Raw genomic sequence first — 22845 nt, 5'->3', positions numbered from 1 at the left:
GATCGTATTCCTTGTTGTTCTTTAATAATGTTGTGAATTGAAATTAGTTGAGTTGTTCGTAGCCGGGCAGGGTCAAAAAGTCGACCAGCTCGTCGGCGGTGGTGATGTTTTCAAGCAGTGTCAACGCCTGTTCAAACGGCTCGTTACTCCAGCGCTCGCTACCCACTTCTTTTTTTACGACGTCGGCTTCTTCCTGCAGAAGTTGCGTGAATAAGGCTTTGGTGACCGGCGTGCCGTCCGAGAGCTTTTTGCCATGACGGATCCATTGCCAGATAGAGGTGCGGGAAATTTCTGCGGTGGCAGCGTCTTCCATCAGACCATAAATTGGTACGCAGCCTTTGCCGTTTAACCAGGCTGCAATGTATTGCAGAGACACGCGAATGTTGGTGCGCATGCCTGTTTCAGTGCGCTCACCGTCACATGGCTGAAGTAATAACGCTTGGTCAATATCATTGTCGTCTTCGCGCAGTACATGCAGCTGATTGTCACCTTTAATACCATCAACAAAGATCTCGCGAACGGTATCGGCAAGACCGGGATGGGCTATCCAGGTGCCGTCGTGCCCGTTGTCTCGCTCCAGCGTCTTATCGGCGTGGACTTTAGCGAGGATTTTTTCGTTCTCAGCTGGATCTTTGCTGGGAATAAAAGCCGCCATGCCGCCCATCGCCAATGCGCCCCGTTGATGGCAGGTTTTGACCAATAAGCGCGAATAAGCGTTTAAGAACGGTTTGTCCATGCTGACGACCTGACGGTCAGGTAATACACGATCGGCGTGCGCTTTCAGGGTTTTGATGTAGCTGAAAATGTAGTCCCAGCGACCACAGTTCAGTGCGGCAATGTGATCTTTTAAGGCGTACAAAATCTCGTGCATCTGAAATACGGCCGGCAGCGTTTCAATAAGCACTGTGGCTCGAATGGTGCTGGTCTTTAAGTTGAATTTTTCTTCTGTAAAGTGGAAAACGTCGGCCCACCACTTGGCTTCGTCGCTGTGCTCGAGTTTCGGCAGATAGTAATACACACCAGAGCCTTGCTGCAGACGTTGCTGATAGTTCAGTAAAAAGTACAGAGCAAAGTCCATGAGCGCCCCTGGAATAGCCTGCCCATTTCGCTGTACGTGTTTCTCCGGTAGGTGCAACCCACGAACCCGGGCAATAAGCAGCGCCGGGTTCTCGCCGACTTTGTAATCTTTGCCGCTGCTGGGGTCGGTGTAAGTCATGCCGCCAGTGTTAGCGTCGCGCAAGTTAATTTGGCCGTTCACCATGCCGTCCCAGGTGGGCGACTGTGAGTCTTCAAAGTCGGCCATGTAGCAATCAACATTCGCGTTCAACGCGTTAATCACCATTTTGCGGTCGACTGGCCCGGTAATTTCCAGGCGACGCTTTTGCAGATCTTTAGGCAATGGGGCAATTTTCCAGTCGCCTTCGCGAATGTCCTGAGTGTGAGGATCAAAGTCGGGAAGGGCGCCGTCGTCATAATAGGCCTGACGTTGCTGGCGCTTTTCCAATAGCTCGTTTAAACGAGGCTGAAACGTATCCACCAGCTCGGCAAGAAACTCTTGATGCTCATCGTTGAATAACGTTTTCGCATTGTTATCAAGCGGCTGACTGAATTGAAATAGATTGTTCATTTTTGAATCCGTTGTTACTGGTTTGTTAACACGGATTCAGAATAGGCGCTGGTCGCACCATTAGTCTAATTTATGCAGTAAATTAACAGTATTCACGAGGGTTATTTTTATGTTGGAGTTAGCTGTGTCTAAAATTTGAGCGGGGCAAGTCTAACTAATCTTTTAAAATACTACTATAATAGAATTAAATAGATTTTTTAATCGCTAGCCTATTAAATTCTATTTAAATTGACTTTTAGGAGCTGTTGTCTAATATTAACCTTAAATTCTATTTTAAGGAAACTTTAGAGTGGCCAATGGTAAAAGTGTCAGGCCAACTCCTATGCCTGACTTAACACAACCTTTCTCAGCAGCGTTGCTGGCTGAGGCTATTACCGCTAAGCGCACGACAATGCATTTACGCTTAGTGGATGTCGCTAAAACGCTGTCGTTATCCAGACAAACTCTGGTAAAAATTGAAAAGGGCGATCCTCGGGTTAATTTTGTCAATGTACTGCGGGTTATGAACTACCTTGGGCTCTCCTTTCGCATAGTGACCGACACTCAACAGCATCAAGATAATGAGCTTAGGGAGCCAGACAGTGACTGGTTTTGACAAACACACGCTCGATGTTTATATCGGTACACAGCAAAAAATTGCGGAGCTTAGCTTGATTGCCGGCACAGAACGCGAGCTTGCCCTGACCTACAATAGCGAATGGCGAGCTAATGGCTTTGCGATATCGTCACACTTGCCTTTGAGCGGCGATTTCGGCCAGCGTGAAGTCCATAATTACTTGCAAAACCTGTTGCCTGAAGGCAAGGGGTTAGATGAGCTGGTATTAAACACAACGGTATCCAGAAATAATACATTTGGGCTTATCCGAGCGATTGGTCAGGAAACCTCAGGCGCTTTGTCATTCCGTCCCCCCGGGCAAGCCGTGGGTGAGACGCTACTGAGGTCTATTTCCAATAATGAACTTGGGGAAAAGCTCGAAAGAGCAAAGTCAGCGGCTGAGCCTATTACCTACTGGGATGGTAAAACGCGTTTATCCGTAGCAGGAGTGCAGGACAAACTGAATTTATTCGAAAGCGGACACGAACTCGGCTTTGCTGAAGGCGAGTTGGCCTCTAATCGTATTTTTAAATTCGAAACGGGTCGGGTGCCCTGTATTGCCGTGAATGAGTTTTTCACGATGACATTGGCGAAACTGTCCGGGCTCAATGTGCCAGAAGTCGATTTCCGGCGCTATGGTGAGACGCCGACTCTGGTTGTTAACAGGTTTGACCGACATTTTGATGCTGAGCATAGGCGTGTTCGCCGACGCCATGTTATTGATGGTTGCCAGGCTGTTAACCTACCGCCGTCCTATAAGTACGAACGGCAATTCGGTGATACCGGCGATGGTATTTACATTCGTGACGGTGTGTCTTTTCCTAAGTTGTTTTCAGTACGCACCAATAACGCGCTTGCTTACCAGACGGCGTTGGTCAAGTGGATGACCTTCAATTTATTGACGGCTAATTACGATGCTCACGGTAAAAATATCAGTTACTTCGTTGGTAAAAACGGATTGGAGCTTGCGCCTTTTTACGATTTAGTGAATGTCGAAGCCAGTATTCAAGAGCTTCAGGGCAGACGAAAGGTGGGGCAGGCAGAAAGCATTCCGACTGAAATTCCTCAGGTCTTCGCCATGTCCATAGGTGAATACGATGCCGGTAACGCAGGCAACTTCAGCAAGCCGATAACCAGCTATATGTTGGCAGACTTTGCAAAAGCCGTGGACTTGCCTTTGACACGCTTACAGCTGCTAATGCAGCAGACATTAGAATCTGTGTTGGGCTCTTTAAATAGTGCCAAAGAGCAGGTGTTGCAATGCGCCATTAACGATGTTGAGAAAGCGCATATAGAGCGCTGTATGTGCGTCATCGCAAACGAATCGAAATGGCTTCAGGAGAGTATTTCAGGATTACCCGAAATGGAAAGCTATGTGTAAGAGAAGGCGGTCGCCCTCTCTTACACATTAGAGAGTTTAAATTTTAAAGCGTTTGACTAATTCGCTCAGACTAACAGCCAAGCGAGACAGCTCGTCACTGGACGCGTTGGTTTGTTCGGCGCCCGACGCGGTTGAGTTCGACAAATCGCGGATACTGACCAGGTTCTTATCAACGTCACGAGCCACATTGGCCTGCTCTTCAGCGGCGCTGGCAATGGAGGTGTTATGGTTGTTGATTTCGCTGACAGCGGTTGCAATAAGTTGCAATGCTTCGCCCGCTTCACGAGCCACATCGAGCGTGCGAGTCGCTCGTTCCATGCTTTTCTCCATGGTTGACACAGAGCGGTCGCTGGACTCATTAATGGCCTTAACCATGTCCTCAATTTCAACGGTCGACTGCTGAGTCTTATGAGCCAAAGAGCGTACTTCGTCGGCAACCACCGCAAAGCCTCGACCCGATTCACCAGCGCGTGCGGCTTCAATGGCTGCGTTCAGTGCCAGTAAGTTGGTTTGTTCGGCAATACCACGAATAACTTCCAATACCTTGGTAATGCTGGTAACTTTTTCTGCAAGTTCAGTTACGTTACTCGACGAGTCACCAATTTCTTGTGACAACTCTTCGATGGCTCTGACGGTTTGGCGAACTCTGTCGTCACCTTGTTGTGCCTGACGGTTTGCTTCTTCAGACGCTTCCGATGCATTTTGTGCATCCTGAGCCACGGTTTCGACAGCGGTAGTCAACTCGTTAACGGCAGTCGCTGCCTGTTCGAGTTCTTCGGTTTGCTGCTGAATAGTGCGGGTCGAATCTTGTGTTACCGAGCTTAACTCTTCAGAGGTTGACGCCAGCTGTTCGGAAGACTCAGAAATAGTACTGATGGATTCGCGCAGCTCGTCACGAGTTTTAATCAATTGTCTCAGTAATTGAGCCGGTTCATCGTTGCCGACAACGTCTATGGTTTGAGTTAAGTCGCGAGAGGCGATGACTTTAGCAAAATCCACAGCGGCGGATATTGGGCTGACGACACTTTTGGTTATCATAATAGCAAAGAAAATGAGTAACGATACGACCGCAATAATCGCAATGATGACAGCGATGTTGGCGCTTTCATGAACATTGGCCGCATTATCGCTTGCATCACTGATTAACGCCATTTCGCGCTGCTGAAGCTGGTCCAATTTAGCCGATATTTCACCACTCAATGGAATTAATGAGTTTTCACGCAGTGATGCGATAACATCAGGAAGTCTTGCATTAACTAACTCTAGAAACTGCTTGTTGAGCTGCCAATATTTTTTATCAAGCGCTTTGTACTCGTTAAACAGTTTTCGTGCTTCAGGGTCTTCGATAAGAGAACTGTATTCTTCCTGGGCTTCTTTTAAACTGGCCGAAGCTGAATCTAATCTATCTAAGTAGCGTTGCAGACGGTTAGGGTCGTTTAAATAGGTGTAAACGTTAGCTGAGTATATGTTGACGTAAAGAAACTCGTTATTTAGTGCATTGACTTTTTCCACTGCAGGCACTTGCTTGTCGGTAATAACATGCATGCGATCGGCAATGGCGCCCATTCTATTGAGAGCAAACAGCCCAAGAACGATAACGAATACGCCGATTAGACCGAATGCCCCAATGGCTCTGGTACCTATAGAAAACTGTCGTAACATGTGATGATCCTTTTACTAACGTTTAAACGACCTGGCATTAATCTAAATCAATGATGCTGCTTGTTTGTATCGGCAGCTAGTCGGAAAAACAATAGCTTTTTAATAACTTTTTTAGTTTTTCTTGAGTCGGTTCAATAGTTTCGGTCAATAAATACTCGTCGGGCTGATGCGCTTGTTTTATTGAACCGGGGCCCATAACTAAGGTTTCGCAACCTAACTCTTGCAGAAAAGGTGCTTCGGTGCAGTAGTTTACGGCCTGCGCTTGTGACTGCGAGACTTTTTCGGCGAGTTGTACCAAGGCTGAGTCGGGCGTTTGCTCAAATGCAGGAACTGGGTGGTGCAACGAGATAAGTTCGACACTGCCCGGATAGCGCTTTTGTATACTTTCGGTTGCTTTATGCAAATGGGCGTAGAGTTCATCGACAGATAATCCGGGGAGCGGGCGCACGTCTAAGTGCAGCTCACAGCAGCCGCAAATACGATTGGCGTTGTCGCCACCGTGAATGTGCCCAAAGTTCATTGTTGGTTGTGGCACAGTGAAGCTTGAATTTGAATATTTATGCTTAAACTCTTCTTTTAATTTCATGAGTGAAGAAATGACTTCGTGCATCAGCTCTATGGCATTGATACCCAGTGCCGGATCGGAGCTGTGGCCGGAGCGACCGATAATGCGAATGACCTCACTCATATGGCCCTTGTGCGCGTAGACCGGACGCATATCTGTTGGTTCGCCAATAATGCAGTAATCCGGATGTAGGTTAGCAAAGCGACTGACTTCACGGGCGCCATTCATAGTGGTTTCTTCGTCAGCGGTGGCCAGAACCATAATGGGTCTGCTTTGTTTGCTGGCATCCAGGTCACTCAACACCTGTAAGACAAAAGCGAAGAAGCCTTTCATATCGATGCTGCCAAGCCCATACCAGCGGTTATTTTTTTCGGTTAACGTAAAGGGATCAAAGTTCCAACGGCTGGCGTCGTAAGGCACTGTGTCGGTGTGTCCTGACAACAATAATCCGCCACTACCGGCGCCGCGCCGCGCCAGTAAGTTGTACTTTCCCTGCTGACTTTTCAGCTCGTTAATTTCACACTCAAAGCCCAGTAATTCCAGCCACTCAGCCAATAAGTCAATGACCTTCTTGTTGCTGGTATCCCATTTAGGAACGGTCGCACTGATAGACGGAATAGCAATCAATTGCTGGTACATCGAAAAGAAAGAAGGTAACGACTGGGCGTTCATAAATATAATTCCTATTAAAAAATAATTATTCACGATTATTGCATAAATATATTAATTCGTTTATTCTGCATTTTTAAGTATAAACAGCAATGGTTTTTTCATGCAGTACCAGACAAAACAGTCACACACCGTCGCCGTGATTGGAGCCAGCGGCTATGTTGGCGCCGAACTCTCACGGTTAATACAGAAGCACTCAGCTCTAAAGCTGTTTGGCTGCTACGTGTCTGAGCATAGCAGTGATGCAGGCACCTTGCTCGGCGATTTACATCCGCAATATGCACATTCTTTAGCTGCACCTTTGCAGCCCTTGTCGAGCGCTGCTAAAGCGGCGATTATTGAACAAGCGGACACGGTATTTTTATGCACGGATCACGCTGTGAGTGTCGCGTTAGCCCCAGAGTTTTTGCAGGCCGGTCTCAAGGTTATTGATTTGTCTGGTGGCTTTCGGCTGCACGATGTAAACCAGTATTCCGAGTTTTATGGCTTTGAGCACAAGCATTCAAACTGGTTAGACAGAGCGGTGTATGGTCTGGCTGAGTGGCACGCTGCAGATATTGCAACCGCACAGCTGGTTGCGGTGCCCGGCTGTTATCCAACTGCTGCATTAATGGCGCTGCTTCCGCTAAAACAAAAAGCGTTGCTTACCGACGAAAAAGTGATTGTAAATGCGGTATCTGGTGTTACCGGCGCGGGACGAAAAGCGTCACTGACCAGCCATGGTGCTGAGTTATCGCTGCAAGCCTACGGACTCTTTGGTCATAGACACACACCGGAAATAGCTCAACAGCTACAACAAGAGGTGCTTTTTACGCCGCATTTAGCGAATTTTCCGAGAGGCATCTTAGCAACCGTTTATGCAACCTTAAATGACACGGTCACTGACGATGACCTTGCCAGCGCTTATCAATGCTATGCGAATGCACCTTTGGTACGTGCGAAAAGCCAAAGCCGTCCCGCTATTAAAAACGTTGTGCAGCAGCCGTTTGTCGATATTGGCTGGCACCGGCAGGGTAACCAGCTCATTGTGCTGTCAGCTATTGATAACTTACTGAAAGGTGCAGCGAGTCAGGCCATTCAGTGCATTAATCTGCAACTGGGACTGCCGGTTGAGGAGGGCTTGCTATGAAAGTCATAAAACTCGGTGGCAGCCTGTTAGAACAACCGGAAGCTTTAAGTGCGTTGTTTCAGTCACTGCAACAAAACGATGATGACATTGTGCTCGTGCACGGCGGCGGAGCGCTGGTACAACAGTGGCTGACAACGGCCGGTTTACAGAGTGAAAAGGTGAATGGTTTAAGAGTCAGCCCTGAGCAACACATGCCCTATATAGTTGGTGGTCTGGCGGGTGCGGCCAATAAAACCTCAATGAAACAAGCTATTACCGCAGGTTTAAAACCTATTGGTTTGACGCTTTATGAAGCGGGCGTTCTTTGTGCTAAACAGTCTGAAAACTTAGGTCAGGTTGGCGTCTGTCAGACTCCGGAAGCTACGCCCGGACTGTTGGCCGACTTACTGATGCATGGCTACCTACCCATTATCAGCTCTATCGGCTTTGGCGAAAACGGCGACTGGTTCAATGTGAATGCCGACGATGCCGCTGTGGCCGTCGCTGCCACCTACAATGCCGACTTGCTGTTGATAACCGACGTTGAAGCGGTGTTGGACGGCACTGGAACCCCTTTAAGCCATCTCAATTCAGAGTCTATTCAGCAACTTACCCAGGCGGGAGTGATTAAAGACGGCATGGAGGTAAAAGTTCGCGGGGCGTTAAGCGCCGCAAAACGCTTACGACGATGTGTGCGAATTGGCAGTTGGAATGTAATGAATAACCCCTTTTCAGGCACACAGATTAGTGAGTAAGTATGATGAAACATTGTTTATCCGGGCTGGAGTTTTCTCCGGCTGACACTTTACAGTTATTGGCGTTAGCGCAAGCGCAAAAAGCGTTCCCCGAAAACTACCAACACACGCTGGCCGGCAAAAGCGTGGTTACCCTATTTGAAAAACCAAGCCTGCGCACGCGACTGTCTTTTGATATTGGTTTGCAGAAATTAGGCGGTCATGCCGTGTACCTGAACGAGCAGGGGCAGGGTATGGGCGTACGGGAAACCGTCGCCGATTACGCAAGAAACCTCTCCTGCTGGGCGGATGCCATTGTCGCCCGGGTGATGTCGCATAGCACCTTAGAAGAATTAGCGCAGCACGCATCAGTTCCTGTGGTGAACAGTCTGTGCGACTTGTTTCACCCCTGCCAGGCACTGGCGGACTTTCTAACTTTGCAGGAGCAGTACGGCAAGCTGAAGGGCTTGAAGTTAGTGTACCTAGGTGACGGCAACAACGTGTCGCACTCGCTGATGCTAACCGCCGCCACAGTAGGCACCGATTGCACCATTATTTGCCCGAAAGGCTATGAGCCCGATGCTGATCTTGTGGAAAAAGCGAAGACTTTGGCGAAGAAGAGCGGCGCCAACATTGTTGTAACGCATGATATTGCTGCGGTGGCAGGCGCCGACGCACTCTACACCGACACCTGGGTGTCCATGGGGGATGACAAACCTCTGGATGAAGTACGCGAGATTTTCCACCCCTATCAAATTAACGCGCAGCTGGTTGAGCACAGTGGTGCCACTTCGGTGCTGCACTGCCAGCCGGCACACCGCGGCTATGAAATTACCTCCGATGTTATGGACGGCCCACTGTCGCGCTGTTTTCAGCAGGCTGAGAACCGGCTTTACGCACAAAACGCCTTATTAACCTTGTTATTAAACCCAACGGCAGCAGTACTGCCAGAATCTATGGAGAAAGCCTCATGAGTCACGTGAAGAAAGTTGTATTGGCCTATTCTGGCGGTCTGGACACCTCGGCCATTGTGCCCTGGTTAAAAGAAAATTATGGCTGTGAAGTCGTGGCTTTTGTGGCTGACGTGGGGCAGGGCGCCGAAGAGCTGGAAGGTGTGGAAGAAAAAGCCAAAGCGTCCGGCGCGTCCGAATGCCACGTAGTAGATTTAAAAGACGAGTTTGTGAAGAGCTACGTGTACCCAACACTCAAGACCGGGGCCATTTACGAAGGCACTTACTTGCTCGGCACCGCCATGGCGCGTCCGATTATTGCTAAAGCTCAGGTTGAAGTGGCTCGTAAAGTGGGAGCAGATGCGTTGGCGCACGGCTGCACCGGTAAAGGGAATGATCAGGTCCGCTTTGAGTCCTGCTATGCCGCTTTAGCTCCTGACTTACACGTGATAGCTCCGTGGCGCGAGTGGGAGCTGAGCAGCCGGGAGTCTCTGTTGGATTATTTGGCGGAGCGGGATATCCCGTGCTCGGCGTCAGCCACCAAAATCTACAGCCGTGATGCGAACGTCTGGCATATTTCGCACGAAGGCGGGGAACTGGAAGACCCATGGTGTGAGCCTACGAATAAGGTCTGGACCCTGACTGTCTCACCCGAGCAGGCACCGGATAAGCCGGAGTACGTTTCGGTGACGATTGCGAGTGGCGAGATTGTGGCGGTGAATGACAAAGCCTTGTCGCCTTTTGAATGCCTGGATGTTTTGAATGACATTGCCGCTAAACATGGCGTCGGGCGCGTGGATATTGTTGAAAACCGTCTGGTGGGCATGAAAAGCCGAGGCTGTTACGAGACGCCGGGCGGCACCGTCATGATGGCTGCCTTGCAGGCTATTGATGAGCTGGTATTGGATAAAACCAGCCGCAGCTGGAAAGCTCAGCTAAGCGAGCAGTTCGCGCAATTACTGTACGACGGGCGCTGGTTTACCCCATTGCAGCATTCGGTGATGGCGGCAGCGGAGTCTCTATGTTCGGCTGCCAGCGGCGACGTGGTGCTGAAGCTCTATAAAGGCTCAGTGACTGCGGTTCAGAAACGTTCTCCGAATAGCTTATACAGCGAAGACTTTGCGACCTTTGGCGCTGACGAAGTCTATAACCAGGCGCACGCCGAAGGTTTTATTCGGTTGTTCTCCCTTCCTAGCCGGATAGCGGCGTTACAGAAGCAACAAAAGGGGTAGATTATGGCGCTATGGGGTGGACGTTTTGCGGCAGGACCCGATGCCGCGTTTCAGCAGTTTAATGACTCGCTGCCTTTTGACTATGTGTTAGCTGAGCAGGATATCACCGGCTCTAAAGCCTGGGCGAATGCGTTGCACAAGGTTGGCGTACTGAACAGTGATGAATGTCAGCAGTTACAGCAGGCATTGAATGAACTGCTCAGTGAGGTGCGAGAAGACCCTGCGGCAGTCGCGGTGGGCGGCGATGAGGATATTCATTCTTTTGTGGAAGCGGCACTGATAGCTAAGGTGGGTGATTTAGCCAAAAAGCTGCATACCGGGCGCAGCCGTAATGATCAGGTTGCTACGGATTTACGCTTGTGGTGCCGTGAGCAGGCCGGAGCTCTGCAACAGTCGTTAAAGCAGACTCAGCAGGCATTGCTGGATCTGGCGCAACGTGAAAAAGACACGGTCATACCCGGTTACACACACCTGCAACGGGCGCAACCGGTTTTGCTGGCGCACTGGTGCCTGGCCTATGTGGAAATGCTGCAACGTGATAGTGAGCGCTTACAAGACGCTACTGATCGACTCAACAAAAGCCCTTTAGGTTGCGGGGCGCTGGCAGGCACAGCCTATGCGGTCGACCGCGAAGCTATTGCCAGCGAGCTGGGTTTTAGTGAAGCAACGCGGAACAGTCTGGATTCAGTATCTGACCGTGACTTTGTAGTGGAGCTGTTAAGCACCGCGTCGTTGTCGATGCTGCATTTGTCGCGCTTAGCGGAAGACTTAATTTTCTACAATTCCGGGGAGGCCGGCTTCATCGAGCTGGCCGATAACGTGACGTCGGGATCGTCACTGATGCCGCAGAAGAAAAACCCGGACGCGCTGGAGTTGGTGCGGGGTAAAAGTGGCCGGGTGGTGGGCTCGTTAACCGGCTTAATGATGACCTTAAAAGCGCTGCCATTGGCCTACAATAAAGATATGCAGGAGGACAAGGAAGGGCTGTTTGATGCCTTTACCACCTGGCAGGCATCACTGGCGATGGTGACCTCGACCCTGAATGGTCTGACGGTTAATCAGGAGGCTTGTCGTAAGTCTGCGCAAGGCGGTTACGCCAATGCGACTGAGCTCGCGGACTATATGGTATCCAAAGGCATTCCTTTTCGGCAGGCGCATCACAACGTCGGTGAACTGGTGCAACAGGCCATTAAGGCGAAAAAACCATTAGAGGATATGCCGCTGGAGGCGTTTCAGGCAGTGGCCTCGGTTATTGAGCAGGACGTTTATGACTGGCTGACGCTGGATGCGCTGCTGGAAAAACGTTGTGCCCTGGGCGGAACCTCGCCGCAGCGAGTGAATGAAGCTTTAAAAGCGGCACAGCAGCAACAGCAGATCCAGGTGCGCGACGCCAACCTGGGTGATATTGGTGCCATTTTAGATTTAGTTCAGCACTGGGCCGGAGCCGGCGAGAACCTACCACGGGCGAAAGATGACATCGTGCATTCTATTAACGAATTTGCGGTGACTGAAGTGAACGGCAAGGTGATGGGTTGTGCGTCATTGTATATCTACACCACAGGCTTAGCGGAAATTCGCTCGTTAGGAGTCAACCCGAAAACCGAGGTGCGTGGTCAGGGGCGTATGCTGGTGGCTTACTTATTGAAAAAAGCCCGCCTGTTGCAGCTAAACCGAGTGATAGTGCTGACCCGGGTGCCGGACTTTTTTGAACAGCAAGGTTTTCGCTATTGCTCGAAAGACACCTTGCCGGAAAAAGTCATGAAGGACTGTGAGATTTGCCCAAGGTTGGCCAACTGCGACGAGCTGGCCATGGAGTATCATCTTGAGCAGCCGAACGAACAGTTAATTTTTCGCTCGGCTTGTTAGTCAGGTTAGGGTTACTTATTCAACAAGTGCAAAGATCATCACCACGCGTTTTGGTTACCAAATCGTGAACATTTTGTGACACTTTTGTGTTGTCACAATCCTGTCATGCAAGCGTCCTAATCTGCTCCCGACTTAAATCACAACATGACACGAAGAAGTCGGGAGAACCCAATGAAATTCAATACCTTATTTAAGATATCTGCAGTGACCACAGCACTTCTATTAGCCGGTTGCGGTGGCGATATTAACGTGACGCCAACCGTGAATAATGGTGGTGGCTCGAATGCCGGCGGTGATACCGGGGGCGGTGACAGCGGTTCATCTAATCCATGTGCAACCTACGCAGACGTTCAGGGTGAATACGATGGTCAGGACTGCTCCTACGATACTGACTTTGCCAGTGCAACGATAGAAATTACGGAAGACATTACGTTTGATGAGTTGCCTGACGGCGGTGTGCACGTGTTTGAAGGCGCTTTGCAGATTGGTGAAGACTGTGACACCACTACAGGTTGTGAGATTAATCAAAACGGTCCGGTGATGACGGTTGAACCGGGAGCGATTTTAGCATTCACTTCCGGCGAAGCCATTATTCAGATTGCCCGCGGTGCGCAACTGAATGCTATTGGTACGTTTGATAAACCGATTAAATTTACCTCAGCAAATGAGTTTGATCGTTTAAACGTATCAGGCGACGCGCCGCGTTACGCAGACTGGGGTGGCATCATCATCAACGGTAACGGTATTACCAATGAGTGTACGGATGCTGAACGTGACGGCGGTACTTGTAACCGTGAGTCGGAAGGTATTGTCAGCTTCTACGGTGGTAACGACAACACGGACGACAGCGGCTCAATGAAGTACGCACAAATTTGGTACGCAGGCTCAGGCCCTCGTGACGGCGGTGATGGCGACGACTTGAACTCACTAACGCTGAACGCAGTAGGTTCTGGCTCTTCTTACGAATTCATTCACATTCACCAGGGGTTCGATGACGGTATTGAGTTCTTCGGTGGTGCTGCTGATTTAAGAAACATTGTCGTTACGGATACTCAGGACGACTCGCTGGATATGGACGCCGGCTGGCAGGGACGTGCGCAGTTCGTATTTATTAAGCATGGCACAGTGACAGTCGACGGCCAGACCAACTACATGGGGAACGGCGGCTTTGAGGCTGACGGTGAGAAAAACAATGGTCCGGACTATTCGCAAGCACCGGCCTCTGCCCCAACCATTGCTAACGTGACCATTATTACCACCGACGGTACATCTGTTCGTGACAACGACCCGTCAATCGCGACTAAATTTGACGATAACTTCCAGGGTCAGATGTATAACGTACTGAAAATTAAAGAGAACGGCACGGCAGACGACGGCTGTGTTTTCTTCACTTCAGACGGTGAAGCTGGCGTTGATAACGGCGAGCTCGACTTCTACAGCTCAGTACTAGCTTGTACCAATAACTTTGTTAGCACGGGTGACAATACGTTCGCTGATGGTGAGACCTACACCCAGTGGTACCAAAACGGCAGCGCGAACGAAATTCTGGACGGTTCAGCAACGGTACTGAACGATGACGGTATTTCAACTGACATGTCGTCATCTATCACGATTACGGCAAATGACTTAACCGGACTGAATGACGACTTCTTTACTGCGGTTGACTTCATCGGTGCATTGTCGAACGACGACACCAGCTCTGAATGGTATCAGTGGGTAGACAACGCAGTAACCGCCTCTGAGCAGGACTAAGTTGAGTTGCAGGTTAATGAATAGGCGCACACAGGTTGCGCCTATTTTCCGATTTTAGTGTAGGAGTTGGTTATGAAAAATCACTACAAACTCAAGCCTGTAGCACTGGCGGTTGGATTAGGTCTTGTCGCTACCAGTCCGGTAACCTTGGCTCAGCAAGCTGAAGACGCTGACATTGAGCGTGAATCGACGATTGAAGAAGTGGTAACTACCGGCAGTCGCTTGCAAGGAAGTGCGGCTGCAGTTGTTGAAGAGCGTAAAAATCAGGCTTTTGTGGCGGACATTTTAGGCGCTGAGCAGCTATCCCGCTCTGGTGACAGTGACGCTGCTTCAGCGCTGCGTCGAGTCACCGGCTTGACGTTGGTTGACGGCAAATTCATTTATGTTCGCGGCTTAGGTGAACGCTATTCGAGCGCCCGCATTAACGGCGCCAGTATTCCCAGCCCGGACTTAACGCGTAATGTGGTGCCGCTGGACATTATCCCGTCGACCATTATTGAAAGCATGGCGGTACAAAAAGTGTTTTCACCGTCTATGCCGGCGGCTTTTGGTGGCGGCAATATCGATATTCGTACGCGCTCTTTACCTGATGAATTTATTTTTAATGTCGAAGCTGGTGTTGGCTTAAACAGTAATGCGGACGAAGGCTATACTTATAACCGTAACGACGCGGGTATTCCTGAAGGTATTCAAAACGCGATTGGTCGTTACGAAGGTGATTTTAGCTTACGTAATATCATTAATACGGATGGCTTAACCGGTAACGGCACCAGTGCCGGCGATCAGGCGCGCGCCATTAATGCGTCGTTAGCGAAGCAGTTGCCGCGTAACATGGTACTTAAGAAAGAGTCGTTAGACCCTAACTTTGATTTAAAAGCGACCTTGGGTAACAGCTTTGATGAGTCCTGGTTTGGCGGTACTTTCGGTGTGTTAGCTGCCGCTTCCTACGACAATGACTGGGATGCATCAGAGCGTCGTAATGCCGTCATTAGTAACAACGCCGAAGCAGGCTGTTCAACGTCCTTAGAAACCGCGGAAGACGTTTCTAACTCCTGTTACAACACTTTGTCTGAAACCACTGTAACCACAGAAACTGAACGTTTAAATGGTTTCTTCACTGCGGGCTATCAGCTCGACACTCACAACGTTAGCTATACCAAAATTTATCTGGAAGACTCAGAGGACGAGTCAGAATTTGGTATTAAGCAAAGCCCGAACGGCAGTAACTTAAAAACCATTGCAGGAACGGGTATAGCTAACCGCGAGCATGAGTTTAAGTATGAAGAACGTGTTCTGAATGTTGACCAATTCCGCGGGCAACACACCTTCATGGACTATTGGGGTGTTGGATTTGACTGGCAGTACACAGAGTCAAAAGCGGAAACGGAAATTCCGACCGAAGTGTCTTACCGTTTTGATGACATTTACAACACTGACGGAAGCTTCTCTGAGACTCGTGTAACAGGAGATGACAACCGGGCGATTTTCCAGTTCGTTGACATGGAAGACAACGTGAAATCTTACGGTGGTAATTTCTCACTACCTATTATGTTGTCTGGTATTGAGCTGGAGCTGAAAGCGGGTTATGACTTTATGGATAAAGCTCGTTATTACAGCACCAGTCGCTTCAGTTTGGATAACGCCTCAGGTTCACGCCTGTCTGTGTTGGATGACTTGGACAATGTATTGGGTGTTACCGGTTATTTGACGGATGAGGTCATTGACGAAAACGATTTTCGTATTACCTTCCGTGAACCGGGCGCGCCAAATGCAGACGACTATTTAGCCGCTCAGAAAATTGATGCGTATTACGGTGAGTTCGACGCCATATTCGACAATACCTGGCGTGTCAGTGGTGGTATTCGCTACGAAGACTTTAAACAAGTGTCTCTGGCGACCTCGAGCTTAATTTTCGACGAGCAGGATTTAAATAACTACTTTAATCCTCAGCGCGTTGTCGACAGTTCGATTTCCGAAGACGATATTTATACTGCTTTGTCGCTGACCTACATGGCAAGTGATAATTACCAGCTTCGCTTTGGTTATGGTGAAACAGTCGTTCGCCCGGACTTGCGTGAAACGGTACCCGTTGCTTACTACGACCCGGTTACTGACATTCGTACCTTTGGTACTGCTGGCCTGAAAAGTAGTGACTTGAAAAACTACGACGCTCGTTTCGAGTACTATGCGGATAACGGAGATAACTACACCGTTGCAGCGTTTTATAAGGATATTTCGAACCCGATAGAGTCGGTGTTACGGGTGGGAGATGAAGACTACACATTGACCTATGTTAACGGTGAGTCCGCTGAAGTGTACGGCGTTGAGTTTGAGTGGTTGCACGACTTAGGCTACCTGGCGAACGGCTTCTTCACCTCAGGTAACTTAACCTGGAGTGATTCAGAAGCGTCGATAGACCCTGCCTTGGCGGGTAACTTAACCAACCCGACTAAGCGCATGACGGGTCATTCAGAATACGTCGCGAACTTCCAGTTGAACTATGACTCAGCAAACGGTGAGCACTCAACCTCGTTGGTGTATAACGTCTTTGGTGAGCGCATTCTGGCTGCTGGTGTCGGTGGTCGTGATGACGCTTATGAACAACCGTTCCACTCCCTGGATTTGGTTTACAATTACTACCCGAACTTCAACTCAAAGATTGGCTTAAAAGTGAAAAACTTGCTGGGTGAAGATCAGGAAGTGAACCAATCGGGCATTTTAGTCCGTAGTAAAGAAGTAGGAACAGTTGTTAGCTTGAGTTACAGCTACGAGTTTTAAACGAAGTAATCCCTGGTTGTTATTGTTGTAATTGTACGCCACCTAATCTGAGGTGGCGTTTTTTTTATGCGTCCGATTGAGTCATTTTGATTTCCAACGGCTTTAACGTATCCAAGTGCACGTCGCGCTGTGGAAAGGCAATAACAATGTTGCTTTCGGCGAAGAGCTTATCAATTTTAAAACGAATATCGGACTGTACACGACGAATGTCCATAGGGGCTTCAACCGCTGTCCAGAACATTAAATTAAAGGTTAAGCTATTGTCACCAAAGTCATCGAAGAACACTTCAATTGGCAGTTCTTGAACAATTTTTTCGTGCTTACTGGCGGCCTCCAGCATAAGCTCGCGCACTTTGTCTATCGGTGATCCGTAAGCCACTCCTACCGTTACTGTACTGCGTATTTCTGTTGAAACCAGCGTCCAGTTAACCACGCGTTGCTCAAGAAAGTAGCTGTTTGGCACCAGAACATGAACACCATCATAGCGCTTAATTCGCACACACCGATTACCAATTTCTTCAATGCGGCCTCGTTCATTTTCCAGCTCTACAATATCGCCAATACGAATAGGGCGCTCGGCAATCAGAATCATGCCTGATATTAAGTTATTCAATAAGTTCTGAGCACCAAAACCCACACCAATGGCCAGTGCACCACCGAGTACGGCAAATATCGTAATAGGTATGCCGGCAACCGGAAGAGCAATAAGTACGATAAGCACGTAAGCTAAAAATGAAAATAACTTACGAAAGGCGAAAATCGTATTTTGCGACGCGTGGCTGGATTTCAGTGCGCGCTTGACCAGCCGTGAACCCACCCATCGAATGACAATAACACCTACAACAATGAGTGCCAGGGCAATAATAACCTGGCTTAAATGAATTTGTGCGTCGCCGGTTTTCCAAAGCTCGGTATTCCAAATTTTACTAAAATTCGTGGAAACATCAGTCCAGGACATTTGCATCGTCTATTTACCTTTTTGTGAATCTTTCTTTGTAATTTACGGGAAAAACACGTACATTGCGCGCTCAATTTTTACTCCCTCATTCTGGATATAGATTACGTGATTTCTGCTGCAAATATCACCATGCAATTTGGTGCGAAGCCTCTTTTTGAAAATATTTCTGTTAAATTCGGCAATGGCAATCGTTACGGCCTTATTGGTGCTAATGGCTGCGGTAAGTCGACTTTTATGCGCATTTTAAGTGGTGAGCAAGAGCCGTCCGCCGGTAACGTGTCACTGGAGCCGAATACCCGCATTGGTAAGTTGCGCCAGGACCAGTTTGCCTACGAAGATTACAGCGTGGTTGATGCCGTTATTATGGGTCATGAAGAGCTGTGGGCGGTAAAAGAAGAGCGGGATCGTATATACAGCAGCGGTGAGATGAGTGAAGAAGACGGCATGCGTGTAGCCGATTTGGAAACCGAGTTCGCTGAAATGGATGGTTACACAGCCGAGTCTCGTGCTGGCGAATTGCTGTTGGGTTTAGGTATACCGGTAGAGCAGCATTTCGGCTTAATGTCGGCACTAGCACCGGGCGTTAAAATTCGAGTTTTGCTGGCGCAGGTATTGTTCTCTGAGCCAGATATTATGCTGTTGGACGAACCAACCAACAACTTGGACATTAACACCATTCGCTGGTTAGAAGATGTGCTGGCGGAAAAGCAAAGCACCATGATCATTATTTCGCACGACCGTCACTTTCTGAACACGGTGTGTACGCACATGGCGGATATTGATTACGGCGAGCTACGTGTCTACCCAGGCAACTACGACGAATATATGTTTGCTGCGACTCAGGCGCGTGAGCAACTGATGAACGATAACGCTAAGAAGAAAGAGAAAATTGCGGAGCTACAGAGCTTTGTCAGCCGCTTCTCGGCGAATGCATCGAAAGCCAAACAGGCGACGTCGCGCCAACGACAAATGGAAAAAATTCAGCTGGAAGAAGTGAAAGCCTCAAGCCGGGTAAACCCGTACATTCGGTTCACGCAAGAGAAGAAGCTGTACCGGCTGGCGCTTGAAACCGAGAATGTGCGTAAAAGCTTTGACGAGCAGGCGGTATTGAAAGGCTTGAGTACCTCGGTAGAAGTGGGCGAAAAAGTCGCCATTATTGGTGCCAATGGTATTGGTAAAACGACTTTGCTGAAATGTTTGATGGGCGACTATACACCGGACTCTGGCAGTATTAAATGGTCTGAAAATGCCAATATTGGTTACTATGCACAAGACCACGCCCACCTGTTTAAGCAGGAAATGACGGTGTACGAATGGATGTATCAATGGAAGCAACCTAGCGACGACGAGCAGTCGATACGCGGTGTTTTGGGACGTATGCTGTTTTCTGCGGATGATATTCAAAAACCGGTGTCTATTCTGTCCGGTGGTGAAAAAGGCCGCATGATATTCGGTAAGTTAATTCTTCAGAAGCCAAATATTCTGGTGATGGATGAACCGACTAACCATTTGGATATGGAATCTATTGAGTCTCTGAACCTGGCGTTGGAGCAGTTCGAGGGTACTTTGCTATTTGTCAGTCATGACCGCGAATTTGTGTCTTCACTGGCTACTCGTATTATTGAAATTACCGACAAAGGCTTACGCGACTTTGCCGGCAGTTATGACGAGTATTTGGCACAGCTGGCTGCTGCTTAGTAGAAGTTCTTTGAGTTAAAGGTTTCTTTCAGGCTGTTTGCAAAAGCCACGAATTTCTCTTTAATGGTGCGTTTGACTTTTACCTCAACCGAACCGAGCACGTGAAAGCCTTCAATGCGAATATGGGGAACTTGCTTCAGGTTTCCCATGGACGGCGCTTTATTTTCAGTGGAGCCAAGAATATTAAATACGTTGGTGCTTATCATGATTTCTTCAGGCACGTAAATCTCGAGACTTGAAAGCATCCCGACCACTTTGATCGTCACATCGGGGTGTTGGAATACAGCATCCGTAAAGTCGAGTTCGACAGAGCCCAGAAAATCATACACCGTTATTTCACGCGGAACGGTCCACACACCTGTTCGCTCATTGGATGACAAAATAGAGACGACATTTTCCGTTGGCTGGGCGCGTCCTTCACCATAGTGTGGCGAGAATTTTTGTTCTTTCATGCTGTCGTACGACGTGTCAGGCTTCAGCTCAAGGTCTTCTACTAGCGCAGCAAGTTGACTATGCTCGGTTGCGTCCATCGCCGCATCGAGACGGCGCTCAAACGCTTCTGAGGAAAGTTCCCCGTGACCGTAGTTCATGACCAGTTGGTCGATGGTTTCTTCACGGACTTTCTCTAAAGGTCGGTCTTCGAATTTAACACTCATGATGGTTCCTTGTTGTTCTTGTCTTTTTATTATGAGTCATAGTGCAAGAGTTAAGCCAAAAACAAAACCTATATAAATCAGTGTGTTAAAAATTAAATCCTAAAGCTGACTATTATATTTCGCCATTATTTAGCAGAATCGGCCATCTACTTGAATCTAGCGGTTCATACGAAATGACATTTTAGGAGGCAGAATGACCCACGGTGTAGGCATTACCGATGCAAAGACCGCCCTCGACGCATTAGAAGATATGACACTGAATGTTCAGCCCATTACATTAGAAGAGTATCAGGCGAGAGTCGACAAAGCCCAGACATTGATGCGAGCCAAAGGCATCGATGCGATGTATTTAAACGCGGGTACTAATTTAGAGTATTTTACCGGTTTAAAATGGTACCCAAGTGAGCGCCTGGTGGGCGCAATTGTGCCTGTCGAAGGCGCGGTTACATTAATAGCGCCTGCGTTTGAGATTGGGTCATTAACGCAGGCGATGAAACTTCCAATGGAGACCTTGCTGTGGGACGAACACGAATCACCCTACGATTATTTTATTGGGTTTCTGAAAGAGAATGCATTGACCAAGGGTAAACTCGCGCTGGACGAATCATCGTCTTATAGCATTGTTTCAAACCTTGAGGAGCGCTATCCGGCAGCGCAAATGTGCGACGCAAAAGTAATTACCGCTGAGTGTCGCATGCATAAGTCAAACGCTGAGCTCGCACTCATACAAACCGCAATGGATATGACCATGGCGGTGCATCGTGCGACCGGGGCAATGCTACAGGAAGGGGTAACGGCCTCAGAGGTGCGGGCGTTTATTGACGAGGCTCATCGCAAAGTGGGCGCAAGTGGCTCTTTCTTCTGTATTGTGTTGTTTGGTCAGGGCACCAGTTATCCGCATGGCGTCAGTCATGAGCAAAAATTGGAAAAAAATGACTGGGTATTAATTGATACCGGTTGTAAGTTACATGGCTACCATTCTGACATTACCCGCACGTACCCATTCGGTGAGGCTAACGCTGAACAAAAGACATTCTGGCAATACGAGCGACAGCTTCAGCAAGCCGCATTTGATGCCGCGCACAATGGAAATACCTGCGAGTCGGTGGATGATGCGGTACGAGATACGCTCGCTAAGCTTGGTTTAAAAGCCGATTATCAGTTACCCGGTGTCCCTCATCGAACCGGTCATGGTATTGGCATGGATTTACATGAATGGCCTTATCTGGTGGGCGGTGATAAAACTGTATTGGCACCGGGAATGTGCTTTAGCAACGAGCCGATGGTCATAAAACCAGATACTTTTGGGGTTCGTTTAGAAGATCACTTCTATATGACGGACGACGGTCCGGTTTGGTTTACTGAGCCGTCTCGTTCAGTAGATGATCCATTTAACCTTTTGTAGGCTTATTTTTGATAGCTTGCTTTAAATATTCAACGGGCTATGATGGCTTCAAGTTGTTTTGAGGACATCATGTTTAAGTATAACTACTCCATACAGAGTACCGCTCTCACCTTTCCAAATTAAGCCGAACGCAGGCTCTGCGTTCGGCTGTTTCTCGTTGTCATTTCTAAAGTTAATTAATCACTAGTTCGGTTGGAGATAAAGCCGTGCTTATGCGTATGTTTAGGCCTTGCAAGGGCTTGGTCTGTTCAGCAAACCCTATTTTTCAGAATGCGGGACAGCGAATGCTGATGGACCCTATTGAGCTGAGTTTATTGCTTGAGCGACTCGAGTTTAGTCAACAGAAGAGCTCACGGTTATTAGGACGAGTTACGGTGGGCTCGTCAGTGACGGTAAGAAACCGTAATACCAACGAAAAAATAACGGTGACGCTGGTGCCACCAGAGCTGGCAGACCCGGAGAGTCAGCTGATTTCATTTATCTCTCCGCTCGGGTCATCTTTACTGGGTTTGCGTTTGGGCGACGTATCGAAAAATGGGATGTCGTTGCCGTTAACCAGAAAAAAGTAATAACTGATATTTAGATCCACGCCTTAAGGAGGGCAGAGTCTTGGAGTAACTTAGTTGTGCAATAGTTTGAATTATTTTAGTTATTGAACAGATAAGGTGAATCCAATGAGTAAAGAGAAAGAAAAGAAGAAGCCTCAGATGACGTTAAAAGAGAAACGTAAACAAAAGAAGAAAAAGAAGCTTTCTGATGAGTAACTAGTAAAGGGCTCTTCGGAGCCCTTTTTTAATGGAGAAGAAACATGGACACAAAACCAAAAATAACGATATCGACTTTTGATTTGGCCGTTATTGAGCAGAGCATGGAAGAAACGCGCTTGCCGCCGGAGTTTTTAGACGAACTTGAGGCCGAGTTGGCTCGTGCCGAAGTGCTGGAGCCTGCGGCTATGCCAGCGAATCTGGCTTGTTTGAATAAACAAGTTACCTTTAAGGTACTAGAAACGGGCAAAGTGTTTACAAAAACGCTGACAGCCCCTGACCAAGTCGATAAATATGACGACAGTTTGTCTGTCTTCGCACCACTTGGCGCTGCGCTTATCGGCTTGTCTGTAGGGCAGTCTATTCAATGGAAGACCAACCGAGGGTTGCAGTCGGTTGAGATTATTCATGTGACTTAGTGTCGTAGCCTGATGAGATGGTCCCC

At 48.5% G+C, this 22845-nt stretch carries 18 protein-coding genes; 13 read left to right on the top strand and 5 right to left on the bottom strand.

Going from position 1 to position 22845, the window contains the following annotated elements:
* Window positions 1-43 precede the first annotated feature (43 nt).
* Window positions 44-1627, bottom strand: coding sequence for a malate synthase A (gene aceB, locus B3850_RS02445; RefSeq protein ID WP_286872814.1), 1584 nt, complete (start codon window positions 1625-1627; stop codon window positions 44-46).
* A 289-nt stretch (window positions 1628-1916) separates the two neighbouring features.
* Here aceB and B3850_RS02440 point away from each other — a divergent pair, with 289 nt between their 5' ends.
* Together B3850_RS02440 and B3850_RS02435 are read left to right on the top strand one after the other, a co-directional pair.
* Window positions 1917-2222, top strand: coding sequence for a helix-turn-helix domain-containing protein (locus B3850_RS02440; RefSeq protein WP_286911331.1), 306 nt, complete (start codon window positions 1917-1919; stop codon window positions 2220-2222).
* Window positions 2209-3603, top strand: coding sequence for a HipA domain-containing protein (locus tag B3850_RS02435; protein WP_286872824.1), 1395 nt, complete (start codon window positions 2209-2211; stop codon window positions 3601-3603). Before B3850_RS02440 ends, B3850_RS02435 begins: the two co-directional genes overlap by 14 nt.
* A 36-nt stretch (window positions 3604-3639) precedes the next feature.
* Here the strand turns inward: B3850_RS02435 and B3850_RS02430 are convergent, their stop codons facing one another.
* Both B3850_RS02430 and argE read right to left on the bottom strand, forming a co-directional pair.
* Window positions 3640-5265 carry a methyl-accepting chemotaxis protein gene (locus B3850_RS02430; protein WP_286872827.1) on the bottom strand — a complete coding sequence of 542 codons (1626 nt, stop codon included), beginning with the start codon at window positions 5263-5265 and terminating at the stop codon, window positions 3640-3642.
* A gap of 76 nt (window positions 5266-5341) precedes the next feature.
* A complete protein-coding gene (gene argE / locus B3850_RS02425; RefSeq protein WP_286911330.1) occupies window positions 5342-6502 on the bottom strand; it encodes an acetylornithine deacetylase in 1161 nt (386 codons plus the stop codon).
* A gap of 100 nt (window positions 6503-6602) precedes the next feature.
* Here argE and argC point away from each other — a divergent pair, with 100 nt between their 5' ends.
* From argC to B3850_RS02390, 7 genes are all read left to right on the top strand, one after another.
* Complete coding sequence (gene argC, locus B3850_RS02420) at window positions 6603-7628, top strand: N-acetyl-gamma-glutamyl-phosphate reductase (protein WP_286872830.1); 1026 nt, start codon at window positions 6603-6605, stop codon at window positions 7626-7628.
* A complete protein-coding gene (argB, locus tag B3850_RS02415) occupies window positions 7625-8362 on the top strand; it encodes an acetylglutamate kinase (RefSeq protein WP_286872833.1) in 738 nt (245 codons plus the stop codon). The genes argC and argB overlap by 4 nt, the downstream gene beginning before the upstream one ends.
* A 2-nt stretch (window positions 8363-8364) precedes the next feature.
* Window positions 8365-9315, top strand: a complete 951-nt coding sequence (locus B3850_RS02410) for an ornithine carbamoyltransferase (protein ID WP_286872835.1) — start codon at window positions 8365-8367, stop codon at window positions 9313-9315.
* Window positions 9312-10523, top strand: coding sequence for an argininosuccinate synthase (locus tag B3850_RS02405; RefSeq protein WP_286911329.1), 1212 nt, complete (start codon window positions 9312-9314; stop codon window positions 10521-10523). Before B3850_RS02410 ends, B3850_RS02405 begins: the two co-directional genes overlap by 4 nt.
* A gap of 3 nt (window positions 10524-10526) precedes the next feature.
* The gene (argH, locus tag B3850_RS02400; protein ID WP_286911328.1) at window positions 10527-12389 is read left to right on the top strand and encodes an argininosuccinate lyase; all 1863 of its coding nucleotides are present in this window, start codon (window positions 10527-10529) and stop codon (window positions 12387-12389) included.
* 171 nt (window positions 12390-12560) lie between these two features.
* Window positions 12561-14141 carry a hypothetical protein gene (locus B3850_RS02395; protein WP_088768744.1) on the top strand — a complete coding sequence of 527 codons (1581 nt, stop codon included), beginning with the start codon at window positions 12561-12563 and terminating at the stop codon, window positions 14139-14141.
* Window positions 14142-14213: 72 nt separating this feature from the next.
* Window positions 14214-16919, top strand: coding sequence for a TonB-dependent receptor domain-containing protein (locus B3850_RS02390; protein ID WP_286872847.1), 2706 nt, complete (start codon window positions 14214-14216; stop codon window positions 16917-16919).
* Window positions 16920-16983: 64 nt separating this feature from the next.
* Here B3850_RS02390 and B3850_RS02385 read toward each other — a convergent pair whose 3' ends face one another.
* The gene (locus B3850_RS02385; RefSeq protein ID WP_286872850.1) at window positions 16984-17883 is read right to left on the bottom strand and encodes a mechanosensitive ion channel family protein; all 900 of its coding nucleotides are present in this window, start codon (window positions 17881-17883) and stop codon (window positions 16984-16986) included.
* A gap of 99 nt (window positions 17884-17982) precedes the next feature.
* Here B3850_RS02385 and B3850_RS02380 point away from each other — a divergent pair, with 99 nt between their 5' ends.
* Window positions 17983-19575 (top strand): ABC-F family ATPase, encoded by a 1593-nt coding sequence (locus B3850_RS02380; protein ID WP_286911327.1) that lies wholly within the window; start codon window positions 17983-17985, stop codon window positions 19573-19575.
* On the opposite strand, the gene B3850_RS02375 is transcribed toward B3850_RS02380, so the two are convergent.
* Window positions 19572-20231 (bottom strand): DUF1707 SHOCT-like domain-containing protein, encoded by a 660-nt coding sequence (locus tag B3850_RS02375; RefSeq protein WP_286911326.1) that lies wholly within the window; start codon window positions 20229-20231, stop codon window positions 19572-19574. The two genes, B3850_RS02380 and B3850_RS02375, sit on opposite strands and share 4 nt — an antisense overlap.
* A gap of 193 nt (window positions 20232-20424) precedes the next feature.
* On the opposite strand from B3850_RS02375, the gene B3850_RS02370 reads away from it, so the two are divergent.
* From B3850_RS02370 to B3850_RS02360, 3 genes are all read left to right on the top strand, one after another.
* On the top strand, window positions 20425-21636 hold the full coding sequence (locus B3850_RS02370; protein WP_286911325.1) for a M24 family metallopeptidase: 1212 nt from the start codon (window positions 20425-20427) through the stop codon (window positions 21634-21636).
* A 284-nt stretch (window positions 21637-21920) separates the two neighbouring features.
* On the top strand, window positions 21921-22205 hold the full coding sequence (locus B3850_RS02365) for a GreA/GreB family elongation factor (protein ID WP_286872861.1): 285 nt from the start codon (window positions 21921-21923) through the stop codon (window positions 22203-22205).
* A gap of 239 nt (window positions 22206-22444) precedes the next feature.
* On the top strand, window positions 22445-22819 hold the full coding sequence (locus B3850_RS02360) for a GreA/GreB family elongation factor (RefSeq protein ID WP_286872863.1): 375 nt from the start codon (window positions 22445-22447) through the stop codon (window positions 22817-22819).
* Window positions 22820-22845: the final 26 nt, after the last annotated feature.

It is taken from the genome of Idiomarina sp. UBA4520 (assembly GCF_002388365.1).
GTDB classification, from domain to species: Bacteria; Pseudomonadota; Gammaproteobacteria; order Enterobacterales; family Alteromonadaceae; genus Idiomarina; species Idiomarina zobellii.
The sequence above is the reverse complement of the archived record's forward strand: the minus strand, read 5'-3'. Positions and strand labels throughout refer to the sequence as shown.